This is a genomic window from Pseudomonas sp. B21-015 (genome assembly GCF_024749285.1).
GTDB lineage: Bacteria > Pseudomonadota > Gammaproteobacteria > Pseudomonadales > Pseudomonadaceae > Aquipseudomonas.
In genome coordinates this window covers 966,740-984,635 of sequence record NZ_CP087196.1, presented here as the reverse complement: position 1 = coordinate 984,635, position 17,896 = coordinate 966,740, and the positions used below count along the sequence as shown (strand labels likewise).

Here is a 17,896-nt window from a genome sequence, read left to right as displayed (position 1 = left end):
TCAGCTCAATGCCTTGCGATTGAAGTCGCGCAAACGGAAGCCCATCAACAGCAACATGCCGAAATACGCCACCACGCCGGCGATCACCAACGCGCCCAGACGCAGCAGGCGCTCAAGCATATGCCCCTGCTCCCAGGCCGGCATAAAGTGCATCGCACCCAGCAATACCGCGGACATCACCGCGACCGCCACCAACAGTTTGAGCCCGAACTTCGCCCAGCCCGGTTGTGGCTGATACATCTGCTGCTTGCGCAGTTGATAGAACAGCAGCCCGGCGTTGATGCAGGCCCCCACGCTGATGGCCAAGGCCAGACCGGCGTGAGCCAACGGCCCGATCAGCACCAGGTTGAACAGCTGGGTGACGATCAGGGTGAAAATCGCGATTTTTACCGGGGTGCGAATGTTTTGTTGCGCATAAAAGCCCGGCGCCAGCACTTTGATCACGATAATCCCCAGCAAACCGACGGAATAAGCGATTAACGCGCGCTGGGTCATGGTCGCGTCAAAAGCGCTGAACTGGCCGTACTGAAACAACGAAACCGTCAGCGGCTCTGCCAGAATCCCCAGCGCCAGAGAGCACGGCAACACCAGCATGAAGCACAGGCGCAGCCCCCAATCGAGTATCCGTGAATATTCGTGGCGATCCTGGTTGGCGTAAGTCTTGGCCAGGGTCGGCAGCAAAATCGTTCCCAGTGCCACACCCAGTACGCCGGATGGCAATTCCATCAGACGGTCGGCGTAATACATCCAGGACACGGAACCGGCCACCAGAAACGAAGCGAATATGGTGTTGATGATCAGCGAAATCTGGCTCACCGAAACGCCAATGATCGCCGGCAGCATCTGTTTCATGACCCGCCAGACACCGCTATCGCGCAGGCTCAGGCGCGGCAGCACCAGCATGCCGATCTTTTTCAGGTGTGGCAGCTGGAACAGCAACTGCGCCAGCCCCCCCACCAGAACGGCCCAGCCCAGCGCCATCACCGGCGGATCGAAGTACGGCGTCAGGAACACCGAAAAGATGATCATGCTGACATTGAGCAGGGTCGGCACGAAGGCCGGCACCGAGAAGCGGTTCCAGGTGTTGAGGATCGCTCCGGCCAATGAAGACAGCGAGATCAGCAATATATAAGGAAAAGTGACCCGTAACAGGTCGGTGGTCAGCTCGAATTTTTCCGGAGAATCGACGAAACCCGGTGCCGTGGCCCAGATAACCCAGGGCGCGGCAAGCATGCCCAACACGGTGACCAGCGCCAGCACCAGCGTCAGCAGGCCCGAGACGTAGGCAATGAAGGTTCGCGTCGCCTCCTCACCCTTCTGACTTTTGTATTCGGCAAGAATCGGCACGAAGGCTTGGGAAAACGCCCCTTCGGCGAAGATCCGCCGCAGTAGATTGGGCAGTTTGAAGGCGATAAAGAAGGCGTCGGTCGCCATCCCCGCACCAAATGCACGGGCGATTAGGGTGTCACGAACAAACCCCAACACTCGGGAAAGCATCGTGATAGAGCTGACAGCGGCCAACGATTTGAGCAGATTCATTGAAAGAGTTTTTGCCTGTCGATAAACAGCAGGCGAACAACGCGCCTACTTATGCGATACTCCGCGCCGCAACAGCACAGAGCCAAAGCTCGCGAGTTTACAGGTCGCACGCCGGAAAGAAATATCCCGGCGCTCCATACCTGCCACTTAGCGGATCGTTTCAACCGCCCTTGACAAGACATCAACTCATCGGCATGATTCGCGGCCTATTTTGTTTGCTATTTCCTAAAAAGTCTTTCGAGGAGCTCGACGGTGGCCAACACACCTTCCGCCAAAAAACGTGCAAAACAGGCTGAGAAGCGTCGCAGCCACAACGCCAGCCTGCGTTCCATGGTTCGTACCTACATCAAGAATGTAGTTAAAGCCATCGACGCAAAAGACGCTGAAAAAGCTCAAGCTGCTTACGTTCTGGCCGTGCCAGTTATCGACCGTATGGCCGATAAAGGCATCATCCACAAGAACAAAGCTGCTCGCCATAAGAGCCGCCTGAATGGCCACGTAAAGGCCCTGAACGTTGCCGCTGCTGCCTAAGCGACACGCTCATTAAAAAACCGACCTTAGGGTCGGTTTTTTATTGCCTGCGATTTATCGAATACACCGCAAAAAAAATGCGGGAGCGGGCTTGCTCGCGAAGGCGGCATAACAGTCAACACAAGTGTTGGATGTTAGTCAGTCTTCGCGAGCAAGCCCGCCCCCACATTTGGATCTGCGTTAACTTATTGAGCGTGAGTCCATGGCAGAATCGGAATCGCCGTCACCGCATTCTGCGGGCTGCCCTCGATCAAACGATCACTGTAGACCAGATACACCAGCGTATTGCGCTTCTTGTCGAGGAAGCGCACCACCTGCATGGTCTTGAATACCAGCGAGGTGCGCTCCTTGAACACTTCCTCGCCATCCTTGAGCTCACCCTTGAAATTGATCGGCCCGACCTGACGGCAGGCAATCGACGCCTCAGCGCGATCCTCGGCCAAGCCCAACCCACCTTTCACGCCGCCAGTTTTGGCCCGGGACAGGTAGCAGGTCACCCCCTCAACCTTCGGATCATCAAACGCCTCGACAACGATACGGTCGTTCGGGCCGACGAACTTGAACACCGTCGACACCTGACCAATTTCCTCAGCCGAGGCCAGCAGCGGCATCGCCAACAACAAGCTCAATAATCCTTTTGCCATACGCATTCAGGTATTCCTTCAGACCAGAATCAGGTTATCGCGGTGAACCAGCTCCGGCTCAGCCATGTAACCCAACAAACCGACAATCGCCTCAGACGACTGACCGATGATTTTTTGTGCTTCCAGCGCGCTGTAGTTAGCCAGGCCACGGGCAATTTCACGACCGTCCGGCGCCACACAAACCACCATTTCGCCACGACGAAAACTGCCCTGGACCAGTTTGACGCCCACCGGCAGCAAGCTTTTATTGCCTTGGGACAACGCCGTCACCGCGCCCGCATCCAGCACCAGAGTACCGCGGGTTTGCAGATGCCCGGCCAACCACTGTTTGCGCGCCGCCAGCATGCCGCGCTCAGGCGACAGCAAGGTGCCGATGCGCTCGCCAGCCTTGAGGCGATCCAGCACCCGCTCAATACGCCCACCGACAATGATGGTGTGCGCACCGGAACGCGCCGCCAGACGTGCGGCGCGCAATTTGGTCTGCATACCGCCACGCCCCAGCGCACCGCCAGTGCCGCCGGCGACCGCATCCAGCGCCGGATCATCGGCTCGCGCTTCGTAAATCAGCTTGGCATCGGGATTGTTGCGCGGATCAGCGTCGAACATGCCGTCGCGATCGGTGAGGATCACCAGCAAATCAGCCTCGACCAGGTTCGCCACCAGCGCCGCCAGCGTGTCGTTGTCGCCGAAACGGATTTCGTCAGTGACCACGGTGTCGTTCTCGTTGATCACCGGGATCACCTTAAGCTCGACCAGCGCGCGCAGCGTACTGCGAGCGTTCAGGTAGCGCTTGCGGTCGGACAAATCGTCGTGAGTCAGGAGAATCTGCGCGGTATGCCGGCCATGCTCGGCGAAGCTCGACTCCCAAGCCTGCACCAACCCCATCTGACCGATGGCGGCAGCCGCCTGCAACTCGTGCATGGCACCGGGTCGTACGGTCCAGCCCAGACGACTCATGCCCGCCGCCACCGCCCCGGAGGACACCAGCACCAGCTCAACACCTGCCTCATGCAGGGCAACCATCTGCTCGACCCAGACACCCATTGCCGCGCGATCCAGGCCCTTGCCGTCCGCCGTCAGCAAAGCGCTGCCGATTTTCACGACCCAACGCTGCGCACCTGTCACCTTGCTCCGCATCATCTTCAACCTTAGCTTGAGGACAGCACGACCCAGCGCTGCCCGTAACGTTATTCGTGACTACCGATTTCCAGATACTAAAACGCCGCTCCAGTGAGCGGCGCTTAAGTTTATCGCAACGAATCAGTCACGCACGTAAATGATTTCCGGACCGTCTTCGTCATCCACATCTTCTTCGTCCCAATCGTCGTCACCGATGTCATGGACCGACTTCACGCCGCTGCGGCGCAGAGCACGCTGATCGTCCAGCGCCTGCAACTGGGCACGGGCTTCGTCTTCGATGCGCTGATCGAGCTCGGCCAGCTCTTCCTTGTAGGCCGGGTCGTTAGCCAGACGATCGGCACGATCTTCCAGGTAACGCATGATGTCGTGGCACAGACGCTCGGTGCCTTGCTTGGCGATCGCCGAGATCACGTAGACCGGACCGGTCCACTCCAGACGATCAACGATTTCCTTGACGCGAGCATCGTGCTCCTCTTCGAGGATCTGGTCGCACTTGTTCAGCACCAGCCAGCGATCACGCTCGGCCAGGGACGGACTGAACTTGGTCAGCTCGCTGACGATCACTTCAGCGGCGTCCGGAGCACTGGTGTCATCCAGCGGCGCCATGTCGACGAGGTGCAGCAGCAAACGGGTACGCGACAAGTGCTTGAGGAAGCGAATCCCCAGGCCCGCACCGTCGGAAGCACCTTCGATCAGGCCCGGAATGTCCGCCACCACGAAGCTCTTCCAGCGATCGACGCTGACCACACCCAGGTTCGGCACCAGCGTGGTGAACGGGTAGTCAGCGACTTTCGGCTTGGCGGCCGACACCGAGCGAATGAAGGTGCTTTTACCGGCATTCGGCAAACCGAGCAGGCCGACGTCCGCCAATACTTTCATTTCCAGTTTCAGGTCGCGCTGCTCACCCGGCTTACCCGGCGTGGTCTGGCGCGGTGCGCGGTTGGTACTGGATTTGAAACGAGTGTTACCCAGACCGTGCCAGCCGCCCTGAACCACGAGCAGACGCTGACCAGCCTTGGTCAGGTCGCCGATGACTTCCTGGGTAGCAGAGTCGATCACAGTGGTACCGACCGGCACCCGCAGGACCAGGTCTTCACCTTTTTTGCCGGTGCAGTCGGTGCTGCCACCGTTGGAGCCACGCTCAGCATCGAAGTGCCGGGTGTAACGGTAGTCGACCAGGGTGTTCAGGTTTTCGTCGGCCATCATGTAGATGGAGCCGCCATCGCCACCGTCGCCGCCGTTCGGGCCGCCGTTTTCAATGAATTTTTCCCGACGGAAACTCATGCAACCGTTGCCACCGTCGCCGGCCTTTACTCGAATCGATACTTCATCAACAAACTTCATAACAAAACGCCTCTCGCCATACGGACGAGCCGAAAAACAACCAAGACATAAGACTCTTGCAAAAATGAGCGCAGCGACCTCAATCAACGACCGCCAATACAGCGCTGGAGCCCATCACAAACAGCTTTGCAAGAGACTCACCCCACAAACGAAAAAGCCCCGTCGCAAGACAGGGCTTTTCCAGCAACTACGTAATTATGCCGCGACGACGTCAGTCTTCGGGACAATGCTCACGTAACGACGACCGAAGGCGCCTTTTACTTCGAACTTGATCACGCCGTCGATTTTAGCGAACAGAGTGTGATCCTTGCCCATGCCAACGCCGTAGCCAGCGTGGAATTGGGTACCGCGCTGACGCACGATGATGTTGCCCGGAATGATAACCTGGCCGCCATACATCTTCACGCCAAGGCGCTTGGCTTCTGAGTCGCGACCGTTACGGGTACTACCACCAGCTTTTTTGTGTGCCATGAGTTCAATTCTCCTAGTGAGGAATTAGGCTGAAATTAAGCCTGAATACCGGTGATTTTGATCTCGGTGTACCACTGGCGGTGGCCCATACGCTTCATGTGGTGCTTACGGCGACGGAACTTGATGATGCGGACTTTATCGTGACGACCTTGGGAGATCACTTCAGCCACAACGGTAGCGCCAGGAACAACTGGAGCGCCGATATTCACGTCGTCGCCATTGGCAACCAACAGAACGCGATCAAAAGTTACGGATTCGCCGGTAGCGATTTCCAGTTTTTCGATCTTCAGGTATTCACCTGGAGCAACTTTGTACTGCTTGCCACCAGTAACGATTACTGCATAAGACATGGTATTTCTCCGATAATCCTGCTCACCCAGCTCTTTATAAGAAGAGGTATTGGCTGGCATGGCTGCATAAGGCTGGAAGGCCTGTTTGCAATTGCGTAAGGCAGGTGCTGCCCAGGAAGTTCAGGGTGCGCGATTGTACGCAAGCTGCTCTGGCGTTGCAAGTGGCCGTCCATCGTGCCTTGACAGGCCCGGACGTGGGTCCTAGCATGCCGCGCACCCCTTCTGGAGCAACTGTCGCTGATGCAACCCCAAGCTTTCTACCGCGCGGTGGCGGACGATTTTAGCGCCGTCGACGGCATCATCAAGAAGCAGCTGACTTCCCGAGTGCCGCTGGTATCGAAAATCGGCGACTACATTACCTCGGCTGGCGGTAAACGCCTGCGTCCGTTGCTCGTGCTGCTGTGCGGCAAGGCGCTGGGCCGCGAAGGCGATGACCTGCGTCTGCTGGCCGCCACCATCGAGTTCCTGCACACCGCCACCCTGCTACATGACGACGTCGTCGACATGTCAGGCATGCGCCGTGGTCGCTCGACCGCCAATGCCATGTGGGGCAACGCGCCGAGCGTGCTGGTGGGCGACTTCCTGTATTCGCGTTCTTTCGAAATGATGGTCGAACTGGGCTCCATGCCGGTGATGAAGATCCTTTCGCAAGCCACGCGCATCATCGCTGAAGGCGAAGTGTTGCAGCTGTCGAAGGTCCGCGACGCCAGCACCACCGAAGAAACCTACATGGAAGTCATCCGCGGCAAAACCGCGATGCTCTTCGAAGCCTCGACCCACAGTGCCGCCGCCCTGGCCGGGGCCTCGCTGGAACAGAGCGAAGCGCTGCGCACCTTCGGTGATCACCTGGGCGTGGCCTTCCAATTGGTCGACGACCTGCTGGACTACCGTGGCGATGCCGAGACCCTGGGCAAGAACGTCGGTGACGATCTGGCCGAAGGCAAACCGACTCTGCCGCTGATCTACACCATGCGCGAAGGCACTCCGGAGCAGGCCGCACTGGTTCGTCAGGCGATCCAGAAAGGTGGCATCGAAGATCTGGAAAGCATTCGCGAAGCTGTCGAAGCTTCCGGCTCGCTGGATTACACCGCGCAACTGGCCCGCGACTACGTGGCCCGTGCGATCAAGTGCCTGGACGCGCTGCCTGCCAGCGAATACCGCGATGCATTGGTGGAATTGAGCGAGTTTGCGGTAGCCCGTACGCACTGACACCCTCTTGCAAGGACCGGCTCCTGTTGGGAGCTGGCTTGCCTGCGATGGCATCACCGCGGTGCATCTGAAACACCGGGGCGCCCGCATCGCGGGCAAGCCCGGCTCCCACAGGAGTAGCGTTGCCCCCCTCCTGCCTAAAACCCTATATAATGTGCGTTTTTAGCCATCCTGAATCCAAGGAGCTTTAGTGAGCACGTTGCCACCCTGCCCGAAATGCAATTCCGAATACACCTACGAAGACGGCGCGCAGCTGATCTGCCCGGAGTGCGCCCATGAGTGGTCCGCCAGCGGCGAAGCCGAAGTGGCCTCCGACGACACCGTGAAAAAGGATTCGGTCGGCAACGTTCTGCAGGACGGCGATATCATCACCGTGATCAAGGATCTCAAGGTCAAGGGCACGTCGCTGGTGGTCAAGGTCGGCACCAAGGTCAAGAACATCCGCCTGTGCGATGGCGATCATGACATCGACTGCAAGATCGACGGCATTGGCCCGATGAAGCTCAAATCCGAGTTCGTCAGAAAAGTCTGAGCCTGCTGTATTCCATCCCGCGCCTGGCGTGGGATGGTGCTTCGCCTCCCCCCCCCCGCTTCGCCCAACATTCCTCGCAATAGCCAAACGCCAGCCGTTTTGACCTTACGCAATCTTTACCCATAAAAAAACACAGACCGCCAATAGGTCCTTGCTATTTGACGAATAAGAATTATTCTCATTGAAACCCATCAATGGAGATGAGACCCATGACTTATTTGATCGATGCCTGGCTGGACCGCCCACATCCCTACCTCAGAATCCTGCATCGGGAAACCGGGGAAGTCTGTGCGGTGCTTGAAGAAGAAGCCTTGAACGAGCTGCAGGATCAGGGTGATCTGGACGTCAACGGCCTGAGTTCCAGTGAGCCGGTGGTGCTCAAGGAACTGGTGCGCAATCTGTTTCTGTTCTGCTATGCCCGGGCGTTGCGCCCGACCAGTGAGCTGAACCATAAGATCGAACTATGAGACAACGCAAAAAACTGTGGGAGCGAGCCTGCTCGCGATGGCATCACCTCGGTTTCACAGAAAAACCGAGTTGACTGCATCGCGAGCAGGCTCGCTCCCACATTAGCCCGTCATAACGACAGGCCGGGCATTACAGAACGTCGAGCAGTTCGACGTCGAATACCAGTACGCTGTGCGGCGGAATGCTGCCAACGCCTTGAGCGCCGTAAGCCAGTTCGCTCGGCACGTACAGACGCCATTTGCTGCCGGCGTTCATCAGTTGCAGGGCTTCGGTCCAGCCAGCGATGACGCCGCCAACCGGGAATTCTGCAGGCTGACCACGCTCGTAGGAGCTGTCGAACACAGTGCCGTCGATCAGGGTGCCGTGGTAGTGAGTGCGCACTTGATCCTCACGGGTTGGCTTGGCGCCTTCACCTTGAGTCAGCACTTCGAATTGCAGGCCGGAAGCCAGGGTGGTGATGCCTTCGCGCTTGGCGTTTTCAGCCAGGAAAGCCAGACCTTCGCCAGCAGCCGCTTCAGCCTTGGCAGCCGCTTCGGCTTGCATGATCTCGCGGATCACTTTGAAGCTGGCGGACATTTCTTCCTGACCCACACGGCTTGGCTTGCCGGCGAACGCGTCGGTCAGGCCAGCCAGGATCGCGTCCAGGCTAACGCCCGGTGGCGGGTTGTCACGCAGCTGGTCGCCCAACTGACGGCCAATGCCGTAGCTGACGCGGGTTTCGTCGGTGGACAGATTTACTTCGGACATCACACTGCTCCGCTGTGGGGCATCCCTGAAAGGTAAATATTCGTACAGCACTTCCAGAAGAGCCCTTCATAAAAAAGGGCCAGCAGACTAGCACAGATGCCGTCACGTTGATGAGCGGTGTCAGCCCTGTTACGCAGAACGGAAGGTGCTCGGCACTTTTGGGCTTTCCTCAGTGCTGGCACCGCACATTTCGTCATGAGCCGGGGTATGTACAACGTTGAATGACTTGGGACAGGCGTGAAGCACTTCACGCGCATGCTCGACCGAGCGCAGCTGCAATATCTTGCCGTGGGCATCGAGCAATGGGTGCGCCGAGCCATGCATCCGTGCCTCCAGCACGTAGAACACGCCTTCCATCGAAACCAGGTTCAGCTCATCGATCTTTCCGGCGATGGCAAACACATTCAACTCTTGCAGGTTCATGAACGCACCTCATGCAGTGGCGAGTCAGGATCCTTACAGGGATATGCCTCGACGTGCCAAAGCACAAGCCACAAACGACACCGCCTGTCTGTTTCACAACTCTGTGGGAGCGGGCTTGCTCGCGAAGACGGTGCAACTGCCAACGATGATGCTGAATGTCATGGCCTCTTCGCGAGCAAGCCCACTCCCACAAGAATCAGTCGATCAGTGCTTGGTCAGCTTGTCCAGATAGCCCATGGCAAACGCAGACACCACAAAGGTCATGTGGATGATCACGTACCACTGCAGATGCTCGGGATCGACGTTCTTGGCGTCCATGAAGACTCGCAGCAGGTGGATCGACGAAATCGCCACGATGGAAGCCGCGACCTTCATCTTCAACGAAGATGAATCCATGGTGCCCAACCAGTTGAGCTTTTCCTTGCTGTCGTCGATATCCAGCTGGGAGACGAAGTTCTCGTAACCGGAGATCATCACCATCACCAGCAAGCCGCCCACCAGCGCCATGTCGATCAGCGACAGCAATACCAGAATCAGTTCCGACTCGACCATCGAGAACACGTTAGGGATGACGTGGAAGACTTCCTGGAAGAATTTGAGCGCCAATGCCAGCAACCCCAGAGACAAACCGAAATAGATCGGTGCCAGTAGCCAACGGGAAGCGTACATTGCATTTTCGATAAAGCGTTCCATTAAATCTCACATCAGGGCTGGAAATGGCGGCGAGTATAACAGCCACCTGTTACACCCAGAAACCGCCGGAAAATCCGCAACCTGCGTGTGTGTGACAAAGTTTTTCTGCTAGTGTCCAGATCATTGACAGGTCAGCGGCGTCAGACAGGAAGACTGGAAATGGATGTGCGATTGCCTTTAACGAGTGCCGGACTTTGCCTCGCTCTGTTGCTCGGTGGTTGTTCGCCCAGCGATGAGAAACGCCAGGTCAGCCTCGAAGAAAAGACCGCGCAGTTCGAAAAATCCCTGGAGACGATCGAGGATCCGAAACTCAGGGACGCCGTGGCCGAGCTAGGCGGCTCACTGTTATTGCTCGAGCGCGCACAACTCAAGCTCGACAGCAAACCGGTGGTCACCGAATACGGCGAAGACGCCCTCGTCGTGCTCAAGCACTACCCCACGCCCCAGGCACTGGTCGACACCTACATCAACGATCTGTTCGTGCTGCACAAGGATTCCAGTTCGGATTACCTGACCGACCTGCAACCGGTATTCCCCTTCAACTTCAACATTCCGGGCACGTTCCTTTTTCCTCATGGCCTGGAATGGCAATCGGTGACCCTGAGCAACAAGCGCGTCATCGCGTTCCAGCCGGAATGGTCGGAAACCGATCCAGGCATTCAGTTGAGCCCGTCGAGCTCCAACCTGACCAGCCCCGATGATCTGACGGTGACCTACCCCTTCATCGAGGGGCTGGATGTGGATAGGAAGAACCAGCCACAACCGGTGAGCCTGCAAGGCAAGGTGGAAATCATCGCTCCACGCCGGCTCTACAGCTTCGACCTGACGAAAAAGGACGTCGGCCAGACGCGCACCAACGACAACCTCAGTGTCACGCTGCTGAAGCTTGAAAAAAACCATGCCGAAATCGAATTCAGTAACAGCGCGCCGCCAGACCCCGAGGTCCGCGATACGCCGCTCAACCCACTGATCGTTCAGGCCAGGGACGCCACCGGGCAATTCCTCGCTCGCTCGGGCGCGATCAATGAAACTGCCGCACAAATTGCGTTCTATCAAAAACAACTGGCGCAAATGCAGCAGCAGAAGGGCTGGAGCGAAGCATTCGAAAAACAGCTCGACGACGATCAGCGTGCGTTTGAAAAGCAACAGACCCGGCATTACACCAAGGTGTACTTCAACGGACCGATCGAAACCCTCGAAGTCAGCCTGCTGGACTTCTCGGGGGTCACGGTCACTCGAAAAAACCTGGACCTGCCGGTACGCCGCTTCGACCAGCACACCACGGAAAAAACCATCCAGCCACTGACCTTGCCCGTGGTGGTGTATGACGACCAGGCCGCGACCTGGCTCAAAGGTGCAACGCTGGGCGAGGAGCAATTGAAAAAGAGCATCAGCATCAGTCAGTCGGTCGATGACCCGAGCGCCGCGCGCATCGAGTTCGATCACCCCAGAAGCTTCAATGACGAACTGCTCGGCACCTCTTTCAATCCCAGCGAAAGCCCGGTGACGTTCTTTACCCAAGATGACAAGGGGCAGCGCGATGGGCCGATCGAACTGCCACCGGAGGCGTATCAGGTCGACCCGCTACGCGGCACCATCACCTACGATCTGAATCTGTTTGCAGAAACACCGGCCTACGCGGTGGGCTCCATGCCCCTGCTCCTGGCGACTATCGGCCAGCAAACGTACGACACCCAACCATTGCCCAAAGGCCTGGCGTTCAAAGGGAATGCACTGGTGGTTGATTTGAAGCTGTTTCCCGCCCAGGACTGGCGCTTTTTCGCCAAGGACAACAGTGGCAACTATCTGAAAGAGATTCTTTCGGTCATTCATGACGCGAGCACGCAAGGCCCGGCGTTATTCGCAGTGCATTACTTCTATGGCCAGCCCACACGTCTGGAAACTTATCAGCGAACCAACCTCACCACCGTGCAGTACGGTTTCGAGGTCAAACTCGATAAGGCCGAGCCAGGCAACCTTGATCAATAGCCTGTTCAGTGCTCGGGCCGAAACTCGAAACCGCCAAGGTTGCGGCAACGGCCACCATTGATCTCTCGCAACTGGGCTTGCAGGTGCAGGCACCAGATTTGCGGGTCATCGGCCAATTCGTAGCCATGCAGAGTCAGACTTTCAACAATGGTGTCGAGGATCGACTCAGCCACGACCGGCCCATGAAACGGGCCCTGAGCCTTGATGGCTGAAGGTTGTTCGCCGGCCATTCCGGCGGCGAAGAGCAAGGTCCACATGCCCGTATCTCCCGCCAGCGGGCGGATAGCACATTCGATACGGGTCACAAGGCCCAGGCATTGACGGGTGAGGCAGAGGTTGCGCGACATGGCGGCGACCCTCGGTAGATCCGGTATTCAGCCCCCACGGGAAGGCTGTCTCGATCCAGTGATTACTGTCGATGTCCTTGAGCTGAGAATAGAAGAAAAGTTCGGCTCGCACGCGGACCGAGACCAGAAGGCGCCGAGCGGTCACGGCGTGAATATTGACGCCATTTTGGCGACGCTTTTAATTTGCATTGAACACAAAACCCTGTGGGAGCGGGCTTGCTCGCGAAGGCGGCATAACAGTCGACATTAATGCTGAATGTCAGTCCGTCTTCGCGAGTAAGCCCGCTCCTACATGGGGGGGGCGCGTCAGGCCGGCTTGGTTTCCACCAACGCTTCCTGCGCCAACTCCTTTTCGGCCTCCTTGAGGTCTTCGTCGCTGATCATTTCCGCGATCACCCGCAAGCGTTCCACCACCCGGGCGTTGACGCTGCCTTCAGGAAATTCGCCATTCTCATCCGGCTCACCGGCCGGCTCGCCGACCAACAGGCTCAGGGCTTCGTCGGCCTGGCGCACCGCGTAGACATGGAACTGCCCCGCGCGCACTGCCGCCAGCACCTTCTCGTCGAGCATCAGCGTGGCGACGTTGGCGTGAGGAATGATCGCCCCTTGCTCACCGGTCAGGCCGCGAGCTTCGCAGAGCCGGAAGAAACCTTCGATCTTCTCGTTGACCCCGCCTACCGCCTGCACTTCACCGAACTGGTTGATCGAACCGGTAATCGCGAAGCACTGCTTGAGCGGGGTTTTCGACAAGGCCGAGATCAGTGTGCAGGCCTCGCCCAAAGACGCGCTATCGCCGTCGACATAACCGTAGGACTGCTCCAGGGCGATACTCGCGGAAATCGCCAGCGGGAATTCCTGCGCATAACGGCTGCCCAGGTACCCGGTGAGGATCATCACGCCTTTGGAGTGGATCGGCTGGCCGAGGTTGACCTCGCGCTCGATGTCGACGATACCGCTGCCGCCCGGATAAACCGTGGCGGAGATCCGCGCCGGCACCCCGAAAGCCGAATCGCCGACTTCCAGCACCGTCAGCCCGTTGCACTTGCCGACCGCCGCGCCATCGGTGTCGATCAGAATGATCCCGGCCAGCATGTCATCGAGAATCCGCGCCGAAACGCGCCCGGTACGGGTGGCCTTGGCCTTGAGTGCACGTTCGATGTGCCCGGCGTCGGTCATCTCGTCACCCGCCAGGTCGCGAATGAAATCCGCCTCGCTGACCAGCTGGAACAGATCGCCGATCCGCGCCGACAAACGCCCTTGATGTTCGGCCAGACGCGCGCTGTAAGTCGCCAGACGCGCCACCGCATCGGCGGTCAGCGGCGCCATGCCTTCCTCGGACGTACGGGTTTTGAGTAACTGGGCGAACTGCTCCAGGCTCTCGTCGACCATCGGGATGTCTTCGTCGAAATCCACCAGGACGCGGAACATCTCCTGGAAGTCCGGATCGAGGTCTTGCAGCGTGTAGTAGAGCTGCCGGGCGCCGATGATGACGACCTTGACCTGCAACGGAATGTTTTGCGGTGTCAGGGTCACGGTGGCCAGACGGCCCAGCTCACCCAGAGGCGATTCCATTTTCAGCTTGCGCGATTGCAGGGCGCGCTTGAGCGCATCCCACACAAATGGCTCGCTGAGCATTTTTTCCGCTTCGAGGATCAGGAAACCGCCATTGGCCCGGTGCAGCGCACCCGGTCGCAGCTGCCGATAGGTGGTGTAGAGCGCGCCTTGGTCGGTGCTGTATTCGATGCGACCGAACAGGTTGTCGTAGGTCGGGTGCGGCTCGAAGACCACCGGCGCACCGCCGCTGAACGGATGACCCACCACCAGGCTCGGGGCGTATTGCTCTTCAAGCAATTTGCGGGCGACAGCGTCGGTCTTGCTGTCGTCCACCAGTTGCTCGACCACTGTCTTGAGCAGGTACACCTGCATCGCTTGCAGGTAACCGCAAACGCCTGCGTTTTCCGCGTACTTTTCCGACAGCGGCGACAGCAATGGCTGCAAGGCCAGGGTGATGGTTTCTTCGTTGAGCTGACGCAGCTGATTGCTCGACTCGCGCTTCCATTGCGGCAGGCTGGCAAGTTCTTCGTTCAACCGCTCTTCGAGCCCGGAAATGTCGTCATGAAAGCGCTCGCGCTCGGCTTCCGGCAACTGGGCGAACTCAGCCTCATCCAGGGCCTTGCCTTCGCTCATCGGCGTGAAGGCGATGTTGCTGCTGTCGCGGTACAGCGCGACCTCTTTCTCCAGCGCCAGACGCTCGATCACGTCCAGTGCCCGGTCATAACGCTGGTTGAAAGCGCGGTCGATGGCGCTTTTCTTCTGCTGGTAGGACGGGTGCTCGAACACCGCCGGAAAGGTCGCCAACAGGTTGTCGATCAAACCGTTGATGTCGCCGATGAAGGCGCCTGCGGTGCCCGACGGCAACTCCAGGGCGCGAGGCTCGCGCGGCTCATCGAAATTATTGACGTAGACCCAGTCCGCCGGGGTCTGCAGGCGTTTGCCTTCGGCCTTGAGGTAGCGTTTGACGAACGAGAAGCGGCCAGTGCCGGGCTCGCCCATGACGAATACGTTGTAACCGGGGCGTGGCATGGCCACACCGAACTGCAAGGCTTCGACCGCACGTTCCTGGCCAAGCACACCGCGGAAGGGCTCCAGATCATTGGTGGTAGAGAAGCTGAACTGTTCAGCGGAAAACGGACGGGTCAGCGCTTCGGGCGCTAGACGCAAGCTGGCAGCAACAGGATCAGGCATCGGGCTTCCTTACATCAGGCGGGGCAGATAGCGGCATTCTGGCGCTGCCCGTACCTCACTGGCAAGGCGCGCCTCAAGCCAAAGCTTAGACAAAGCGCCAGCTCCAGGCCGAGCGGGTCAAAATCAATGTTTTCAAGGAATGTTTCGCAAAAGGTTACGCAACCCCTTAAACTCCAAACCGCGCGGCTGGAACTAATAACCGGCCCACTGGCACCATTAGGGGCCAGCACCCTGTCCATTGGCATGCACACAAAAGAGAACATAGCTATGAAACGGATTCTTCTCGGTACTCTCTTCACCGCTGTATCCATCAACGCCATGGCTCAGGCGCCAGGCGGTCCGGACTGCGGTTGGGGCAACATGCTGTTCGAAGGTCAGCGTGGCACCCCGGCACACTTCCTGGCATCCACCACCAACGGCACTTCCGGTAACGCAACCTTCGGTATGACCTCCGGTACCAACGGTTGCTCGACCAATGCGGCGCTGACCTATGGCGGCAAATCCTGGATCGCCATGAATGGCATGATGAACGAGCTGTCCGAAGACATGGCCAAAGGTCAGGGCGAAGCGCTGACCACTTACGCCGTGGTCCTGGGCGTGGCGCCGGAAGACCGTGCGCATTTCGCCGCGGTGGCTCATCAGCACTTCCAGCAGATTTTCAGCAAAGCTGATGTGACCGCTGAAGACGTGCATACCAACACCCTGGCCGTATTGAAGAACGATCCTCGTCTGGCCAAGTACGCCACTCAAGCATAAGCTCGACCCACCCCGCTCCTTTCTGGGAGCGGGTTTTGTTTTTTGGACCTGACCCCTTGGTCTTTGTTTTCTTCGAGTTCAAGTAGCCTCCTATGCTCAAACGCCTTGCCTGGCTGGCGCTCTGTGTCTGCGCCCCGCTGTCCGGCGCGCCACACATCGACAATCAACGTTTGCAGCACTTGGCCAACGACCCCTTCTGGATTTCCCTGGGCCATTACGAAACCGCCAAGCTCGGTGGCTGGCGCAGTTACGTCAGCGACAAGAAGTTCTTCCTCGCCCCCGATGGTAACGAACACCCCGACCGTGAACTGGCGGCGACCGTGCAGGCACTGTATGCCCCGGCCAGTGCCGGCGAGCAGCATGCGCAATGCGTCTATCCGGCCCGCACCCGCTGGTTGAGGGCGCAGCTTGAGCTGAGCGGTCTGCCGACGCCGGACTGCGCTGAGTTCAAACAGTGGTTCAAGGACGTTTCGCCCCACAGTGCGGTGATGATTTTCCCGGCGGCCTACCTGAACAGCCCGTCGTCGATGTTCGGTCACACGTTGCTACGCATCGATCAGGCCGATGTGCAGAGCGACAAGACGTCGCTACTCAGTTACGCGATCAACTTCGGCGCCTACATCGAAGGTTCGGACAACAGCATTCTGTACGCCTGGAAAGGCTTGATGGGCGGTTATCCGGGGCTGTTTGCCCTGGTGCCCTACCAGGAAAAACTCTCGGAATACCGTAGCCTCGAGAACCGCGATCTGTGGGAATACCGCCTGAATCTGACCCAGCAGGAAACCGAGCGCATGGTCGAGCACGTCTGGGAACTCAAACAGATCCAGTTCGACTACTTTTTCTTCGACGAAAACTGCTCTTATCGCCTGCTTGAGCTGCTGCAAGTGGCGCGGCCGGGCCTGAAGTTGACCGAGCAATTCCCGTTGACCGCCATTCCCACCGACACGGTCAAAGCGGTGAAACAGGCCGGGCTGGTGGAATCGATTGAATATCGCCCGTCCCGCGAGCGTGAGCTGCTGAGCCGCGCAGAACCGTTGACCGCTGAAGAACAGGACTGGGTGCTAAAGCTCAGTGCCGATCAGAAGCAATTGCAGGCCCCGGCGTTCAAGGCTCAGCCTCGCGACCGTCAGGCGTTGATCATCGATGCGGCTTACCGCCTGGAACGTTATCGCGCCAACGGCCAGGAACGTGACCCGCAACGGGCGCAGCGCAGTTTCGAATTGCTGCGCGCAATCAATCAAAACCCGCCTCCGGAACTGGACATTGCGCAACCTGACTTGCCCGAAGACGGCCACGAATCCCGTACCTGGCAGGCCGGCATCGGCACCCGGGGCGACAAGGCCTTCGGCGAATATGGCCTGCGCATGGCCTATCACGACCTCAACGACAACGCCGAAGGCTTCCCGCTTGGCGCGCAGATCGAAATCCTGCAGATGAAGCTGCGCCAATACGAAGGTAATCACTGGCAGTTGCAGCAACTGGACCTGGCGACCATCCGCTCCCTGACCCCGCGCAACGCGCTCTTGCAGCCGCTGTCGTGGCAAGTCACCGGCGGCCTGGAGCGCGTGCCGGGCAAGCACGATGACGAAACCCTGGTCAGCCATGTCAACGGTGGCGGCGGCGGAACCTGGCAACTGGGTGACGACATGCTCGGGTTCGCCTTGGGCACCGTTCGCGTGGAGCACAACAATGACTTCGCGGGCTTCATCGCCCCGGCGGCGGGCTTTAACAGCGGCCTGCTGTGGAAAAACCCGCTGGGCAATTTCAGCCTGGAAGCCAAGGGAGATTACTTCACTAACGGCGAAGTGCGCCGTAGTGTGAGCCTGAATCAGCAGTGGGAATTGTCGCGTAATCTGGGTGTGCGCCTAAGTGCCCAACGCGAGTTCAGCCACCTGGCTTCACCCGAAAACGAAGTGATGCTTGAGGTGAAGTGGTATCACTATTGATCGTTGCTTAACCGCAAAAGAT

General features: G+C 58.6%; 18 protein-coding genes. 7 read left to right on the top strand and 11 right to left on the bottom strand.

The genetic code is table 11. The features are described 5' to 3' along the window. On the bottom strand, positions 1 to 1,539 hold the full coding sequence (murJ, locus tag LOY38_RS04530; protein ID WP_258699006.1) for a murein biosynthesis integral membrane protein MurJ: 1,539 nt from the start codon (positions 1,537 to 1,539) through the stop codon (positions 1 to 3). Positions 1,540 to 1,791: 252 nt separating this feature from the next. Between murJ and rpsT the strand changes: the two genes are divergently transcribed. Continuing rightward, positions 1,792 to 2,070, top strand: coding sequence for a 30S ribosomal protein S20 (gene rpsT, locus LOY38_RS04525; protein ID WP_003185593.1), 279 nt, complete (start codon positions 1,792 to 1,794; stop codon positions 2,068 to 2,070). A gap of 185 nt (positions 2,071 to 2,255) precedes the next feature. Here the strand turns inward: rpsT and LOY38_RS04520 are convergent, their stop codons facing one another. The 5 genes from LOY38_RS04520 to rplU form a co-directional block, all read right to left on the bottom strand. Beyond that, positions 2,256 to 2,720 (bottom strand): CreA family protein, encoded by a 465-nt coding sequence (locus LOY38_RS04520; protein ID WP_258699005.1) that lies wholly within the window; start codon positions 2,718 to 2,720, stop codon positions 2,256 to 2,258. Between the two features lie 12 nt (positions 2,721 to 2,732). Continuing rightward, on the bottom strand, positions 2,733 to 3,851 hold the full coding sequence (gene proB / locus LOY38_RS04515) for a glutamate 5-kinase (protein ID WP_258700650.1): 1,119 nt from the start codon (positions 3,849 to 3,851) through the stop codon (positions 2,733 to 2,735). A 123-nt stretch (positions 3,852 to 3,974) separates the two neighbouring features. Further along, positions 3,975 to 5,198 carry an Obg family GTPase CgtA gene (cgtA, locus tag LOY38_RS04510; protein ID WP_253418535.1) on the bottom strand — a complete coding sequence of 408 codons (1,224 nt, stop codon included), beginning with the start codon at positions 5,196 to 5,198 and terminating at the stop codon, positions 3,975 to 3,977. A gap of 195 nt (positions 5,199 to 5,393) precedes the next feature. After that, a complete protein-coding gene (gene rpmA, locus LOY38_RS04505; RefSeq protein ID WP_007901871.1) occupies positions 5,394 to 5,669 on the bottom strand; it encodes a 50S ribosomal protein L27 in 276 nt (91 codons plus the stop codon). 35 nt (positions 5,670 to 5,704) lie between these two features. Beyond that, positions 5,705 to 6,019: a 50S ribosomal protein L21 gene (gene rplU, locus LOY38_RS04500; RefSeq protein WP_007901869.1), complete on the bottom strand. Its 315-nt coding sequence runs from the start codon at positions 6,017 to 6,019 to the stop codon at positions 5,705 to 5,707. 240 nt (positions 6,020 to 6,259) lie between these two features. On the opposite strand from rplU, the gene LOY38_RS04495 reads away from it, so the two are divergent. The 3 genes from LOY38_RS04495 to LOY38_RS04485 all read left to right on the top strand — a co-directional run bounded on the left by LOY38_RS04495 (position 6,260) and on the right by LOY38_RS04485 (position 8,227). After that, positions 6,260 to 7,228: a polyprenyl synthetase family protein gene (locus tag LOY38_RS04495; protein ID WP_019650960.1), complete on the top strand. Its 969-nt coding sequence runs from the start codon at positions 6,260 to 6,262 to the stop codon at positions 7,226 to 7,228. 190 nt (positions 7,229 to 7,418) lie between these two features. Continuing rightward, the gene (locus LOY38_RS04490) at positions 7,419 to 7,760 is read left to right on the top strand and encodes a zinc ribbon domain-containing protein YjdM (protein WP_258699004.1); all 342 of its coding nucleotides are present in this window, start codon (positions 7,419 to 7,421) and stop codon (positions 7,758 to 7,760) included. Between the two features lie 209 nt (positions 7,761 to 7,969). Further along, on the top strand, positions 7,970 to 8,227 hold the full coding sequence (locus LOY38_RS04485) for a hypothetical protein (RefSeq protein WP_258699003.1): 258 nt from the start codon (positions 7,970 to 7,972) through the stop codon (positions 8,225 to 8,227). 130 nt (positions 8,228 to 8,357) lie between these two features. Here the strand turns inward: LOY38_RS04485 and LOY38_RS04480 are convergent, their stop codons facing one another. The 3 genes from LOY38_RS04480 to LOY38_RS04470 all read right to left on the bottom strand — a co-directional run bounded on the left by LOY38_RS04480 (position 8,358) and on the right by LOY38_RS04470 (position 10,091). Then, complete coding sequence (locus tag LOY38_RS04480) at positions 8,358 to 8,975, bottom strand: FKBP-type peptidyl-prolyl cis-trans isomerase (RefSeq protein WP_007938433.1); 618 nt, start codon at positions 8,973 to 8,975, stop codon at positions 8,358 to 8,360. A gap of 129 nt (positions 8,976 to 9,104) precedes the next feature. Next, on the bottom strand, positions 9,105 to 9,398 hold the full coding sequence (locus LOY38_RS04475) for a DUF6482 family protein (RefSeq protein ID WP_258699002.1): 294 nt from the start codon (positions 9,396 to 9,398) through the stop codon (positions 9,105 to 9,107). 204 nt (positions 9,399 to 9,602) lie between these two features. Then, positions 9,603 to 10,091 (bottom strand): TIGR00645 family protein, encoded by a 489-nt coding sequence (locus tag LOY38_RS04470; protein WP_258699001.1) that lies wholly within the window; start codon positions 10,089 to 10,091, stop codon positions 9,603 to 9,605. Positions 10,092 to 10,250: 159 nt separating this feature from the next. On the opposite strand from LOY38_RS04470, the gene LOY38_RS04465 reads away from it, so the two are divergent. Further along, complete coding sequence (locus tag LOY38_RS04465) at positions 10,251 to 12,080, top strand: hypothetical protein (protein WP_258699000.1); 1,830 nt, start codon at positions 10,251 to 10,253, stop codon at positions 12,078 to 12,080. A gap of 5 nt (positions 12,081 to 12,085) precedes the next feature. On the opposite strand, the gene LOY38_RS04460 is transcribed toward LOY38_RS04465, so the two are convergent. Then, complete coding sequence (locus tag LOY38_RS04460; RefSeq protein WP_258698999.1) at positions 12,086 to 12,427, bottom strand: hypothetical protein; 342 nt, start codon at positions 12,425 to 12,427, stop codon at positions 12,086 to 12,088. A gap of 306 nt (positions 12,428 to 12,733) precedes the next feature. Next, positions 12,734 to 15,172, bottom strand: coding sequence for a Lon protease family protein (locus LOY38_RS04455; RefSeq protein ID WP_258698998.1), 2,439 nt, complete (start codon positions 15,170 to 15,172; stop codon positions 12,734 to 12,736). Positions 15,173 to 15,439: 267 nt separating this feature from the next. Here LOY38_RS04455 and LOY38_RS04450 point away from each other — a divergent pair, with 267 nt between their 5' ends. Beyond that, positions 15,440 to 15,928 carry a DUF3015 domain-containing protein gene (locus LOY38_RS04450; protein ID WP_258698997.1) on the top strand — a complete coding sequence of 163 codons (489 nt, stop codon included), beginning with the start codon at positions 15,440 to 15,442 and terminating at the stop codon, positions 15,926 to 15,928. A 92-nt stretch (positions 15,929 to 16,020) separates the two neighbouring features. After that, the gene (locus LOY38_RS04445; protein ID WP_258698996.1) at positions 16,021 to 17,874 is read left to right on the top strand and encodes a DUF4105 domain-containing protein; all 1,854 of its coding nucleotides are present in this window, start codon (positions 16,021 to 16,023) and stop codon (positions 17,872 to 17,874) included. The last annotated feature ends 22 nt before the right edge of the window (positions 17,875 to 17,896 follow it).